We start from the raw sequence: 13,103 nt of genomic DNA, 5'->3' as shown, positions 1-13,103 counted from the left end.
GATCGGGGCCCCGGCGACCAGGGTCAAACCGGTCAGCGCCGCAGCGACCAGCACCAGCCCGAGCCCGGTCCAGGTGAGCGCAATGACAGCGAGGTGGTCGCGATCCAAGCCCACCCGCGCCGCGACGAACGCGGCAAGCCAACAGAGGCCTCCGAGGAGGCCGCACCAGACTGCTGGCAATCGAGGACTCAACGTCATCACTCCCGGGACACGGCACTAGGCAACCGTCTGTGAGTATGCCGTAGGACGTGCAAGACTGCTCAGATGCAGACGATCGGGCTCATCGGCGGGATGAGTTGGGAAAGCAGCGCCGAGTACTACCGTCTCCTCAACCAGCGGGTGGAGAGTCGCCTGGGAGGTCTCTCCTCGGCCCGCACCGCGATGGTGTCGGTGGACTTCGCCGAGGTCACCGCCCTCCAGGAGGAGGAGCGCTGGGACGAGGTGGCCGAGATCCTGGCCGCCGCCGGCCGCTCGGTGGAGCAAGCCGGGGCCGACTTCCTGATGTTGTGCACGACCACCTTCCACCGGGTCGCGGAGCAGGTGGCGGACGCGGTCCAGATCCCGCTCCTGCACCTGGGCGACGTGGTGGCCGAGGCCGCCACCGAGCATCGGATCGACACCGTCGCCCTGATCGGCACCACCTTCGCGATGAGCCGCCGGTTCTTCACCGACCGGATCGCCTCCCACGGACTCAAGGTGGTGGTCCCCGAGGAGCAGGAGCACCCGGAGATCAACCGGATCATCTACGACGAACTGGTCCACGGGCACGTCACCGATGCCTCCCGGCGCACCGTGGTCAAGCTGATCGAGCGACTGTGGGAGGGCGGCGCCGGCGGCGTGATCCTCGGCTGCACCGAGTTGGAGTTGCTGGTCGGACAGTCCGACGTGGAGGTCCCGGTGTTCCCCTGCACCACCTTGCACGTCGAAGCAGCGTTGGACCGGGCGCTGGGCTGACGAGGACGCGCTACGCGTCGGGCGCAGTCGCGCTTGTGACTGAGCACGAGGCGAGCTGTCCCTGCCAGCCGCCTCAGTTGACCCGGTCGGTGCCGGCGTACAGGTTCAGGTCGCCGTCACGGACCATGCCGGCCAGCAGCAGCCCGTGTTCGCGAGCCAGGTCCACCGCCAGCGACGACGGCGCCGAGACCGCGACGATGCCGGCGACCCCGGCGGCGACCGCCTTCTGCACGATCTCGAACGAGACCCGGCCGCTGGTCACCAGCAGCAGATCCGAGCCTGGCAGTCGGCCGTCCAGGAGGGCCCGGCCGACGACCTTGTCCACGGCGTTGTGGCGCCCCACATCCTCGAAGACCCCGATCAACTCCCCGCCGAAGGTCGCCAACGCCGCCGCGTGCACACCGCCGGTGCGGTCGAACGTCCGCTGCCGGGCCCGCAGCGCGTCCGGCAGCCCGGTGAGTACGTCGGCGGGCACCGTCCAGTCCGGCGTCGGCGCCGCCCCCCGCAACGGGGCAAGATCCAGCAGGTCCGCCGAGCACACCCCACAGGCGGCCGTCGTCAGATAGGCGCGCGGCCGAGGCGGCCGCACCCCCGCAGCAAGGGTGAGGTGCACCCGGTCCAAGTCGTCCTCACGGCAGGCCCGCAGTTCGACGATGTCGGTGGCGCGGCGTACCCCCGACTCGACACAGAGCCAGCCCGCAGCCAACTCGAGGTCATGTCCCGGAGTGCGCATCAAGGTGGCGACCGTGACCCCGTCCAGGGCCAACAGCAGGGGCGCCTCCACGGCCAGGTCGTCGGTGGTCGGCCGACCCCGCCGCACGATCGCCCGCCGGGTGCTCGTCACGGCCATCGCTGCACCAGCGGGGTCTGATCGGCGGCTGCGGTGAGCCGGATGATCACCGACTTCGACGTCGGCGTCTGACTGCCCAACGCCACCGACTCCAGGGGCACCAACGGGTTGGTCTCGGGGTAGTAGGCGGCCGCGCAGCCGCGGGGCTGCTGGTAGGAGACGATCCGGAAGGACGGCGCGCTGCGTTCGCTGCCGTCGAGCCACTCCGAGGTGAGGTCGACCAGGTCGCCGTCGGCGAAGCCGAGGGCGGTGACGTCGTCGGGGTGCACGAAGATCACCCGGCGGCCGCCCTTGACGCCGCGGTAACGGTCGTCGAGACCATAGATGGTGGTGTTGAACTGGTCGTGGGAACGCAGCGTCTGCAGCAGCAGCCGCCCCTCGGGCACGTCCAGGATCTCCACCGGGCTGGCGGTGAAGACCGCCTTGCCGAGCGCGGTCGGGAAGGTGCGGGTGTCCCGCGGCGGATGCGGCATCACGAAGCCACCGGGGACGTCCACCTTCTCCGCGTACGCCGCAGCGCCCGGGACCACCCGGCCGATGCTCTGCCGGATCCGGGAGTAGTCGGCACGGAACTGTGACCACGGCAGCGACGAGTCGTCGCCCAGGGTCGCCTCGGCGATCGAGCAGACGATGTCGACCTCGGACCGCAGGTGCGGCGAGGCCGGCGTCAGCGGACCCCTGGACGCGTGCACCGCCGACATCGAATCCTCGACGGTGACCCGCTGCTCCCGACCTCCGGTGAGGTCCCGCTCGCTGCGCCCCAGGGCGGGCAGGATCAGCGCGGTCCGGCCGGTGACCACGTGCGACCGGTTCAGCTTGGTCGAGACATGCACGGTCAGGTCGGCCCGAGCCATCGCGGCCTCGGTGGCGACGGTGTCCGGGGCGGCGGCGACGAAGTTGCCGCCCATCCCGATGAAGACGCGCGCCCGGTCGTCACGCAGCGCCGCGATCGCCTCCACGGTCGAGTACCCATGCTCGCGCGGGGGCTCGATGCCGAACTCGGCGGCCAACGCGTCCAGGAACGCGGCCGGTGGCCGCTCCCAGATGCCCATCGTCCGATCCCCCTGGACGTTGGAATGGCCACGCACCGGGCAGAGCCCGGCACCGGGCTTGCCGATGTTGCCCTGCAGCAGCGCCAGATTCACCACCTCGGCGATCACCGCCACCGAGTTGCGGTGCTGGGTCAGCCCCATCGCCCAGCACAGCACCGTGGCCTTGGAGTCGCGGAAGAACTCGGCCACCTCGGTGATCTGCTCGACGCTCAACCCCGAGCCACGCTCCAGCTCGGCCCAGTCCACGGCCCGCAGCAACTCGGCGTACTCGTCGAAACCGTGGGTGTGGGTGTCGATGAACGCACGGTCCAGCGCGTCCCACTCCAGCAGTCGGGCCGCGATGCCCCGGAACAGTGCCAGATCCCCGTTGACCCGGACCGGCACGTGCAGATCCGCCAGCACGGTGCCCCGACCGACGACGCCGCGGGGGTGCTGCGGGTTCTTGAACCGGACCAGTCCGGCTTCGCGGAGCGGGTTGATCGAGACGATCCGGGCGCCGTTGCGTTTGGCCTGCTCCAGCGCGCTGAGCATCCGCGGATGGTTGGTGCCGGGGTTCTGGCCGGCGACCACGATCAGTTCGGCGGTGTGCACGTCCTCCAGGCTCACCGACCCCTTGCCGATGCCGATCGTCTCGCCGAGGGCGACCGAGGTGGACTCATGACACATGTTCGAGCAGTCGGGGAGGTTGTTGGTGCCGAAGGCCCGGGCGAAGAGCTGATAGCAGAAGGCCGCCTCGTTGGATGTCTTGCCGGAGGTGTAGAAGATCGCCTCGTCCGGCGAGGCCAGCCCGCGCAACTCCTCCCCGATCAACGCGAAGGCGTCGTCCCAGGTGATCGGCGTGTAGTGGCTCTCCCCCGGCCGCAGCACCATCGGCTCGGCCACCCGGCCCTGCTGTCCGAGCCAGTGGTCGGTGCGGGTGCGCAGCGACTCCAGCGGATGTGCGGCGAAGAACTCGGCGCCGATCAAGCGCCCGGTGGCCTCCTCGGCCACCGCCTTGGCGCCGTTCTCGCAGAACTCGGCCTTGTGCCGGTGCTCGGGGTCGGGCCAGGCGCAGCCCTGGCAGTCGAACCCGTCGACCTGGTTCAGCGCGGTCAGCGCCCTCGTGGCCCGAGCCGGACCCATCTGGGTAGCGGCCCGTTTCAGAGCGATGGCCACCGCCTTCGGACCGGCCACGTGGTCGGTCGGCTGGCCCACCACCAGGTCGGCCTCGTCGATGTCGGTCTCCGGCGCTCCGGTCACTGCTGACTCCTGTGTGTGGAGGCGGCGCTCAGAAGAGTGCCGGCTCGTCCTCGAACGGCCCCGGCTCGGGGGTACGGCCGGCCTGAGCAGGGTGGGACCGGGGCTGTGCGGGCCGGGCTCCCGGCCAGCCCGGTCCAGCGAGCAGGGCGGCGCCGTCGCGGAACGAGACGGCGGCGGCATTGGCCAGTCGGTCGGCGGCCTCGTTCAGCGGATGCCCGGCGTGCCCCTTGACCCACTCGAAGCTGACCCGACGGCCGACCATCGCGGCATCCAGCGCCTGGACGATGTCGAGGTTGGCCACCGGCTTCTTGTCCGCCTTGCGCCAGCCACGGCGCTTCCAGCCCGGCATCCACTCGGTGATCGTCTTGATCGCATAGGTGCTGTCGCAGATGACGTGCAGGTCCTCGTCCAGGTGCGCGGTCTGCTGCAACAGGTCGAGTACGCCGGTCAGCTCACCCATGTTGTTGGTGCCGTGTGGCCAGCCACCGGCAGCCCACCGCTCGTCGTCGGCGTACCAGGCCCATCCGGCCGGGCCGGGGTTGCCGAGAGCGGATCCGTCAGCAGCAGCGATGATCGTCACCCGACCATCCTGCCACCCGCCTCAGCGAGGGAACCAGGCCACCGCTCCGTCGACCCGGATCGCCACCTCACTGGCCTCGGGGAGCGCACCCTGGATCCGGCACACCAACTCCACCGCGTCCACCATCGGCGGCGAGACGCTCAGGTGCACGGTGGTGTCGTGGCCGTGGAAGACCGCGCGCTGCACCGTGGCCGGGATGCCGTCACCGACCTTGACGAGGTGCACCTGCTCGGGGCGGATCATCACCTGACCGGTGGCCCCCCGTTCGGCGCTGCCGCGCAGCTTCAGCTCACCCAACGCCGTCGAGGCCATCGACGCGTCGCCGCGCGCCTCCAGCACGATCGCCTCGCCGACGAAGCGGGCCACCGCCAGGTCTGCGGGCTCGAGATACACCTGCTCGGGGGTGCCGTGCTGGACCACCAGCCCGTCCCGCATCACCGCCACCTCGTCGGCGATGCTCAGCGCCTCCTCCTGGTCGTGGGTGACCAGCAGGGCGGTGGCGCCGACCTCGTGCAGGGCGTCGCGCACGTCGTCGCGGACGGCGTGCCGCAACCCGGCATCCAGGGCGCTGAACGGTTCGTCCAGGAGCACCACCTCCGGGCCGGGGAGCAGGGCCCGGGCCAGCGCGACCCGCTGCTGCTGGCCGCCGGAGAGTTCATGGGGGCGGCGCTGCTCGAAGCCGGCCAGACCGACCAGCTCGAGCAGTGTGCTGATCCGGGTGGCCCGTCCCGGCGCCCTGCGGGACGCCCCGAAGCCGACGTTCTCGGCCACACTCAGGTGCGGGAAGAGGCTGCCCTCCTGCGGCACCACACCCACCCGGCGCTTCTCCGGGGGCACCGTGCGGCCCCTGCCGCACACCTCGACGTCGCCGAGCCGGACCGACCCGGCATCCGGTCGTTCGAAGCCCGCGATCACCCGCAGCAGAGTGGTCTTGCCGCACCCGGACGGGCCCAGCACCGCGGTCAGCGACCCCTGGGCGACCGACAGGTCGACACCGCGCAGCACCGGAGTGTCGCCGAAGGCCTTGTACAGGCCGGTGACACGCAGTTCGCTCACGTGGATGCCTCCTCGGGACGGGGGGCGCGGGGCCCTCGGACGGGGCGCAGGCCGATCTGCTCCCGGGCCAGCATCAACGTCGGGATCACCGCAAGCACCACCAGCACGGCAGCGTACGGTGCCGCTGCGGCGTACTCGGCAACGGCCGTGTGCGTCCACAGCCGGGTGGCCAGGGTGTCCATCCCGGTGGGCCGCAGCAGCAGCGTCGCCGGCAGCTCCTTCATGCAGGTCAGCATCACCAACGCAGCGCCGGCGCCGATGCCGGGCGCGGCCAGCGGGATGGTGACGCTGCGCAGCACCCCGAGTTGGGACTTGCCCAGCGATCGGGCCATCTCCTCGGTGCGCGGGCTGGACAGGGCCACCGAGGCGCGGACCACCCCGACGGCCGCCGGCAGGAAGAGGATCGCGTAGGTGATCACCAGCAGCGGCACCTGCTGATAGATGCCCGGCACCACCCGGATGCCGAAGAAGACCATCGCCAGCGCCACCACCAGGCCGGGCAGCGCGTGGCCGGCATAGGTCGCGTGCTCGGTGACCCGCACCAGCCGGTGCCGGGACCGGGCCGCGAGGATGCCGACCGGCAGCGCCATCAGCACCGCGACCAGCGCCCCGAGCGCGGAGACGTAGAGCGTCGACCCGGCGGCCGGCACCAGTCGCCCGACGTCGATGCCGGCACTCTGGCCGCGCAACAGCCAGCCGGTCAGCACCACCGCGGGGAAGCCGAGCGCCAGCCCGGCCACCACACCGACTCCGGCGAGCGCGGCGACCCGTTGCCTCAACGACAGCGTGGCCATGGTCGGTGGTCGGTTCACGCCGGCCCCGACCCGAGCCTGCTCGGCACGGCCACGGCTGCGGGACTCGGCCACCGTGATGGCGACGGTGATCACCACCAGCAGCAGGGCCAGCACGGCGGCGGGGGTGCGATCGAAGCTTGCCCGGTAGGAGGTGTAGATCACCCGGGTGAACACGTCGTACCGCAGCAGCGAGACGGCACCGAAGTCACTGAGGGTGTAGAGCGCGACCAGCAGTGAACCGGCGGCCATCGCCGGCCGGGCCTGGCGCAGGGTGACGGTGAAGAAGGTGCGCGGCCCCGACCGGCCGAGCGAACGGGCCACCTCCTCCAGGCCGGTGTCGGTGCGGCGGAGCACCGCCGCGACCGGGAGGAACACGTAGGGGTAGGTGCACAGGGTGAGCACCAGCAGCGCCCCCCAGTAGCCGGCGCTCTGACTGAAGGTGGAGATCCAGGCATAGGCGGCGACGTAGCTGGGGACGGCCAGCGGCAGCGCGGCCAGGACGGTGATGCTGCGACGGAACGGCAGGTCGGTGCGGGTGACCAGGGCGGCCAGGCCGACCCCGATCACCAGGCAGCAGAAGGTCACCGAGAAGGTCAGCCACAGGCTGCGCAGCACCAGGTCCAGCGTCCGTTCCCGCCACAGGATCTCGAAGGCCCGGGCCCAGCCGGCGTCGCCGGCGCGGATCACCAGGTAGGCGACCGGGATCAGCGCGAACAGCGCCACCAGCACCGCGGGCAGCACCAGGATCGGGTGTGGGAGCGGGGCACGACGGCCACGGCGGCTCGGCGGGGCCGTCGCGGCCGGCACTGCCGAGAGCTCGGGGGTCGCAGACATCGTGACTCCATACTAAGGCCAGCCTTGCCTCAGCCCACATCCCGCCCAGGGGCGGGCGGGTGCCGGGGCCGGTGTCAGGTGGGTGCCGGGGCCGGTGTCAGGTCGGTGCCGGGCCGGCGACAGGCCCGGCGTCAGGTCACCAGGCGCCGCCGAAGGCGGCGAAGGTGTTCGCCTCCACGGCCGCGCAGAGCTCGGTCAGATCCTGGGTGCGCAGGTCGGCGAGGAGCCGCAGCGTGTGCGGCATCAGGTACGACGCGTTGGGGCGGCCGCGGTAGGGCATCGGCGTCAGGAACGGCGCGTCCGTCTCCACCAGGAGCCGATCTCCGGGCGTCACCGCGGCGGCCTCACGCAGGTCGGGGGCGTTCTTGAAGGTGACCGTGCCGGCGAAGCTGAGGTACGCGCCCGCATCGAGGCAGCGTCGGGCGAAGTCCGCGTCCCCGGAGAAGCAGTGCATCACCCACCGGTCGGGAGCTCCCTCCTCGTTGACCACCCGGAGCACGTCCTCGTGGGCGTCGCGGTCGTGGATGACCAGGGTCTTGTCGAGGCGCTTGGCCAGCTCGATGTGCCGCCGGAAGCTCTCCTCCTGGGCGGCGCGTCCGTCCTCGCCGGTGCGGAAGGTGTCCAGGCCGGTCTCCCCGACTGCCCGGACCCCGGCGGCGGTGGCGAGCTGCTCGATCTCGGCGAACGCCTCCTCGAAGTCGCCGGCGGCGGCATGCTTGGGCGCTTCGTTGGGGTGCAGAGCGACGCCGGCGACGATCTCCGGGTGGGCCTGGGCAGCAGTCACCGACCAGCGGGAGGAGACCAGGTCGTAGCCGATCTGGACCACCCGGGTGACGTTGACCCGGGCAGCCTCGTCCAGGGCGGCGCGAGTGTCCAGCCACCCGTCGGCCGGACCGTCGGCGATGTCGAGGTGGCAATGGTTGTCGATCACCGGGTGCGGCAGCGGCTCGGGAGCCGGCGGTCGGGACCGATCCCGGCTGCTGCCGCTCTTCTCCTCAGTGGCCGCGCGGGCTCGGGTGGGCTGGTCGTTCACCCACCCACCGTATCCACCGACTTGGGCCCCATCCGCGCCGACATGGGCCCCATCCGCGCCGACTTGGGCCGTATCCGCGCCGAGTTGGGCCGTAACGGTTCAGTCCTCGAAGCAGCAGAAGGGATGCCCTGCCGGATCGATGAGCACCCTGACTCCGGCTTGAGGCTGCCACCGCGCCAACCGGGCCCCACAGGCCACCGCGTGCGCCACCGCTGCTTCGAGGTCGTCGACGAGGAGGTCCAGGTGCATCTGCATCTGGGGTTCGCCGGCCGCTGCCGGCCACACCGGGGGAACGTAATCCGCCTCAGCCTGACAGGAGATGCCGGTGTGACCCTCGGGATCTCGCAGCAGCACCCAGTGCGGCTCGGTGCGGGTGATCGGCCAGCCGAGGAACGCGGACCAGAACCTCCCCAACTCGTGCGCATCGGCGCAGTTGAGGCACACAGTGGCCAGCGAGACTCGGGGCCGCATGAGAGCACGGTACGACGGGTCAGGCGGAGTCGACCACCGTCAGGGCGACTTCGACCCGATCGCCGACATCGATCCCCTCGGCACGGCGTACCGCCTTCTTGACCGGGAGCAGAAAGCCGTGCTCCTTGTCCGGAAAGACCGAGGTCCGCCAACTGGTCGCGCCTACGTTCACCTCAACCCGCACCGATCCGAATCCGCGGGGTGGCCCGGCGAGCATCCGGATCTCCTCACCGACGTCACCTGGCACGGTGAGGAACACCCAGGCCGCTTCGCCGTCCCAGAGCCAGAGGTCTGCGTCGAAGATGAGGGGTTCCACGGCTGCGATCCTGCCGCACAAGGCCCAACTCGACACGTTCAAGGCCCAACTCGACGCGGATACGGCCCAATTCGACGCGGATGGGGCCCAACTCAGCGGTGGACGGCGTCGTACACCTCACGCTTGGGCAGCCCGGCCCGCCTCGCCACGTCCCTGATCGCCTGCTTCCGCTCCACTCCGGTCGCCTCCAACGCGGCCACCGCGGCCCGCAACGAGTCCGGGTCGGAGTCGACCGTCGGCGCCCCGTCGGCCCCGGCGACCACCAAGGTCACCTCACCGCGGACCCCCTCGGACGCCCAGGCCACCAACTCCGCCAAGCCGCCGCGGCGCACCTCTTCGTGGGTCTTGGTCAGCTCCCGGCACACGGCCGCGGCCCGATCGGCTCCGAACGCCTCGACCATCGCCGTCAACGCCGCCTCCGTCCGGTGCGGCGCCTCGAAGAAGACCATCGTGCGGGCTTCGTTCGCCAGGTCGGCCAACCGCCGCGACCGCTCACCGGCCTTGCGCGGCAGGAACCCCTCGAAGCAGAACCGGTCCGAGGCCAGCCCGGAGACAGCCAACGCGGTCAGCACCGCTGAGGGGCCCGGCACCGCGGTCACCCGGATCCCGGCCGCCACCGCAGCCGCCACGATCCGGTACCCCGGGTCCGAGACGCTCGGCATCCCGGCGTCGGTCACCAGCAGCACCCGCTCCCCCGCCTGCAGCGCCGCCAGCAGGTCCGGTGTCCGGGCCTCCTCGTTGCCCTCGAAGTACGACACCACCCGCCCAGACAAGGTGACGCCCAGGTCACCGAGCAACCGCCGGAGCCGCCGGGTGTCCTCGGCCGCCACCACGTCCGCCGTCGCCAACTCATCGGCGAGCCGGGCCGGCGCATCGGCGGTCCGTCCGATCGGAGTGGCCGCCAGCACCAGGACACCGGTTGTCTGCATGGGCCGATCATCGCAGTCGTAGGGTGGCGCTCGTGAGCGCCGTACGCAGTTGGTCCGCCGCCGCGGCAGTGGGCCTGCTCGCGTTGGCGCTGCGTCTGAAGGACCTCGGCACGCCGGCGTCGTTCTCGTTCGACGAGACGTACTACGCCAAGGACGCCTGGTCGATGCTCAACCACGGCTGGTCACGCCGGTACGTCGACGACGCCAACGAGCTGATCCTGCACGGGATCACCACCGGCACCGGGCCGGACGGGGTCTGGACGGACACGCCGACGATGGTGGTGCACCCCGAGGTCGGCAAGTGGATGATCGCGTGGGGCGAGTGGGCCTTCGGGATGACGCCCTTCGGCTGGCGGATCAGCGCGGCGATCACTGGGGCGCTGATGGTGGTGGTGATGGTCCGGCTGGCCCGCCGCCTCACCGGGTCGGACTGGTTCGGGGTCTTCGCCGGGCTGCTGCTCTGCTTCGACGGACTCCATCTGGTGCTGTCCCGGCTCGCGCTGCTGGACATCTTCGCGGCGTTCTGGCTGCTGTGCGGCGTGCACTGTGTGGTCGCGGACCGGCAACGCACCCGGGCCCGACTCGCCGTCCGGGTGGCCGCCCGCGAGCTCGACACCCCCTGGCGGATGGGTCCGCTGGCCGGCGAGTGGTTCCGCCCCTGGCTGCTCCTCGGTGGCGTCGCCTTCGGTCTGGCGGTGGGCACCAAGTGGAGCGCGTTGGTGCCGTTGGCCGGCTTCGGCCTCCTGGTCTGGGCATGGGACTCGGGTGCTCAGCGTGCGATCGGAGTGCGATGGGCGATCTGGAAGAGCGCGGTGGTCGGCGGCGTACCCGCGTTCGTCCAACTCGTCGGCGTCGCCTTCGTCGTGTACGTCGCGTCCTGGGGTGGCTGGTTGGCGCACGCGGAGAAGTACGAGGACGCCTATTCGGCGACCCAGTACGCCACCTTCCAGGACCGGGAGCCCTGGCCGACCGCCGACCTGCCGCCGGCTGAGGGCGTCGAGCGGCTGGCCAGGTCGCTACGCTCGCTGGCCTACTACCACCGGGACGTGTACACGTTCCATGCGCACTTCCTCGACGACTCCGAGCACACCTACCAGTCCCATCCGGCGGGGTGGTTGATCCTGGAGCGGCCGGTGGGCGTGGAGGTGCATCTCGACATCCAGCCCGGCGAGCAGGGCTGCTCGGCAGCGGCCGAATCGACCTGCCTGCGCCAAGTGCTGCTGATCGGCACACCGGTGCTGTGGTGGGTGGGGGTGGGGGCTCTGCTCTTCGCCGTGGTCTGGTGGGCGGCGCGCCGCGATTGGCGGTTCGCGGTGCCGGTGGTGGGGCTGGCCACCACCTGGCTGCCCTGGTTCGGGTACGACGACCGGCCGATCTTCTACTTCTACGCCATCACGATCCTGCCGTTCACCGTGATCGCATTGACGCTCGCGGCAGGGGTGCTCATCGGGCCCGCCCGGGGGCCGAGTCTTCGACGTACGGCGGGCACGGTCGCGGTCGGCACGTTCTTGGTGCTGGTGGTGATCAACTTCGCGTGGTTCTGGCCGATCTGGACCAACGGACTGCTCACCCACAGCCAGTGGCTGGAGCGGATCTGGTTCCGGGGCTGGATCTGAATTCTCACACCTCGACCGCCCAGATGTGACACCTCGGCGGACAAGATCTCACACCTCGACCGACCAGATGTGAGACCTCGTCAGGTGAGGTGATCGCGGAGGCGGCCGTCGGGGCCGAAGAGTTCAGTGCGCCACCGCTCCACCAGTTCGGTGTTGTCGAAGTCGTCGGGGTGGAAGCCGTCACGGGTGTAGGCCCGCAACTGCTCCCGCACATCCCTGGCCAGGAACGGTGAGCGCCGCAGCGCCCACAGGCTCCGCAACAACCGGACCGGGTTGTAGGAAGCACGGTCGGTGAACGCCATGGACAACTTGGTGGCCCCGATCACCAGCCCGATCAGCCCCACGGACATGATCCGGAAGCCCCACCGGCGCATCCGCTCGGTGCCGCCGACCGCCCGGTAGACGTCGAAGGCGACCGCCTTGTGCTCGGACTCCTCCAGGGCGTGCCAGAGCAGGATGTTGCGGACCTCGGTGTCGCCGAGCAGCCGCTGCGCCTCGGGCTTGCTGAGCAGGCACTCGGCGATCGTTGCGGTGTAGTGCTCCAAGGCGGCGGTGTAGGCCAGGCAGAGCCGGCCCGGCACCCGCTTCTCGGCATCCTCGAGCGCCCACTTCACGAACGCGGAGACCTTCCGGGTGGGGTAGCCCATCTCCTGCAGCCGCTCGTTGAGCTCCACATGCTCGCGGCCGTGGGTGACCTCCTGGCCGATGAAGCCGCGCACCTGCGCCTGCAGTTCCGGGTCGGTGACCCGGTCGGCGTACCGGCGTACCGACCGGACGAAGAAGTCCTCCCCCGGCGGGAAGGTCGCTGACAGCACTGCCACCACGTGGCTCATCACCAGGTCACCGTCGACGTAGTGACGGCGCAGCGAACCGGCCGGATAGGTGAACCGGATCCGGCGGGTGTGTACGTCGCGGTGTGGGACCTCCATGGATCGAATCTAGGCTGCCGAGTCCCGCCGCGCCAGCCTCAGTCGGACAAGCCCTGGGCGCGCGCCTTGATCTCGCTCCACTTCGGGAAGCGTTGCCGCAGGGTGGCGCCACTGGGCACGCCTTCGCGGCCCTTCGCCCAGGCGGAGTAGCCCGCGAAGCTGCCACTGCCTTCTGACCAGGCCAGGTACTCCGCCACCAGGTCGACCAGGTCCTCGTCGGACCAGCGCCGCGTGGTGGAGCGGGTCTTGTTGGTGGCCACACCGGCAGCGGCGCAGGCGGCGTTCCAGGAGCCGAAGCGGCGGATCAGCAGCGCCGGCGAGGCGGCTGCCCGCGGCCGCTGCCACGCGTCGTACGCCGTGCTGGTGAGCGGTTCTCCCAGCTCGGCGGCGGCTGCGCTGAGCCCGTCGAGCAGTTGTTGTTCGCTGAAGTCCGGCGTCCGCACGGCCACC

At 70.9% G+C, this 13,103-nt stretch carries 13 protein-coding genes and 1 pseudogene; 2 read left to right on the top strand and 12 right to left on the bottom strand.

The window, feature by feature from the left end; translation table 11 throughout:
* Window positions 1-180, bottom strand: a 180-nt coding sequence (locus tag JKG67_RS18515; protein ID WP_238998260.1) for a hypothetical protein, incomplete at its 3' end; no start/stop codon positions are given.
* Window positions 181-264: 84 nt separating this feature from the next.
* Here JKG67_RS18515 and JKG67_RS11190 point away from each other — a divergent pair.
* Window positions 265-954, top strand: coding sequence for an aspartate/glutamate racemase family protein (locus JKG67_RS11190; protein WP_203337372.1), 690 nt, complete (start codon window positions 265-267; stop codon window positions 952-954).
* Window positions 955-1,027: 73 nt separating this feature from the next.
* On the opposite strand, the gene JKG67_RS11185 is transcribed toward JKG67_RS11190, so the two are convergent.
* The 9 genes and pseudogenes from JKG67_RS11185 to rsmI form a co-directional block, all read right to left on the bottom strand.
* Complete coding sequence (locus JKG67_RS11185; RefSeq protein ID WP_203337371.1) at window positions 1,028-1,804, bottom strand: formate dehydrogenase accessory sulfurtransferase FdhD; 777 nt, start codon at window positions 1,802-1,804, stop codon at window positions 1,028-1,030.
* A complete protein-coding gene (locus JKG67_RS11180) occupies window positions 1,795-4,095 on the bottom strand; it encodes an FdhF/YdeP family oxidoreductase (protein WP_203337408.1) in 2,301 nt (766 codons plus the stop codon). The genes JKG67_RS11185 and JKG67_RS11180 overlap by 10 nt, the downstream gene beginning before the upstream one ends.
* A 127-nt stretch (window positions 4,096-4,222) precedes the next feature.
* Window positions 4,223-4,675, bottom strand: a pseudogene (locus JKG67_RS11175) (ribonuclease H family protein); the annotation flags it as partial.
* Between the two features lie 21 nt (window positions 4,676-4,696).
* A complete protein-coding gene (locus JKG67_RS11170) occupies window positions 4,697-5,731 on the bottom strand; it encodes an ABC transporter ATP-binding protein (protein ID WP_203337369.1) in 1,035 nt (344 codons plus the stop codon).
* Window positions 5,728-7,359 carry an ABC transporter permease gene (locus JKG67_RS11165; RefSeq protein WP_203337368.1) on the bottom strand — a complete coding sequence of 544 codons (1,632 nt, stop codon included), beginning with the start codon at window positions 7,357-7,359 and terminating at the stop codon, window positions 5,728-5,730. Before JKG67_RS11165 ends, JKG67_RS11170 begins: the two co-directional genes overlap by 4 nt.
* A 136-nt stretch (window positions 7,360-7,495) precedes the next feature.
* Complete coding sequence (locus JKG67_RS11160; protein WP_203337367.1) at window positions 7,496-8,392, bottom strand: TatD family hydrolase; 897 nt, start codon at window positions 8,390-8,392, stop codon at window positions 7,496-7,498.
* A gap of 99 nt (window positions 8,393-8,491) precedes the next feature.
* Window positions 8,492-8,863, bottom strand: coding sequence for a VOC family protein (locus tag JKG67_RS11155; RefSeq protein WP_203337366.1), 372 nt, complete (start codon window positions 8,861-8,863; stop codon window positions 8,492-8,494).
* Between the two features lie 19 nt (window positions 8,864-8,882).
* Entirely contained in the window at window positions 8,883-9,179 is a 297-nt protein-coding gene (locus JKG67_RS11150) for a DUF1905 domain-containing protein (protein ID WP_203337365.1), read from the bottom strand.
* A 92-nt stretch (window positions 9,180-9,271) separates the two neighbouring features.
* A complete protein-coding gene (gene rsmI / locus JKG67_RS11145; RefSeq protein WP_203337364.1) occupies window positions 9,272-10,108 on the bottom strand; it encodes a 16S rRNA (cytidine(1402)-2'-O)-methyltransferase in 837 nt (278 codons plus the stop codon).
* 32 nt (window positions 10,109-10,140) lie between these two features.
* Here rsmI and JKG67_RS11140 point away from each other — a divergent pair, with 32 nt between their 5' ends.
* Window positions 10,141-11,724: a dolichyl-phosphate-mannose--protein mannosyltransferase gene (locus tag JKG67_RS11140; protein ID WP_307816523.1), complete on the top strand. Its 1,584-nt coding sequence runs from the start codon at window positions 10,141-10,143 to the stop codon at window positions 11,722-11,724.
* An 80-nt stretch (window positions 11,725-11,804) separates the two neighbouring features.
* Here the strand turns inward: JKG67_RS11140 and JKG67_RS11135 are convergent, their stop codons facing one another.
* On the bottom strand, window positions 11,805-12,653 hold the full coding sequence (locus JKG67_RS11135; RefSeq protein ID WP_203337362.1) for a metal-dependent hydrolase: 849 nt from the start codon (window positions 12,651-12,653) through the stop codon (window positions 11,805-11,807).
* A gap of 38 nt (window positions 12,654-12,691) precedes the next feature.
* Entirely contained in the window at window positions 12,692-13,096 is a 405-nt protein-coding gene (locus JKG67_RS11130) for a homing endonuclease associated repeat-containing protein (RefSeq protein ID WP_203337361.1), read from the bottom strand.
* Window positions 13,097-13,103: the final 7 nt, after the last annotated feature.

Source organism: Nocardioides limicola (genome assembly GCF_016827675.1).
In the GTDB taxonomy this organism is placed as follows: Bacteria; Actinomycetota; Actinomycetes; order Propionibacteriales; family Nocardioidaceae; genus Nocardioides; species Nocardioides limicola.
The sequence above is the reverse complement of the archived record's forward strand: the minus strand, read 5'-3'. Positions and strand labels throughout refer to the sequence as shown.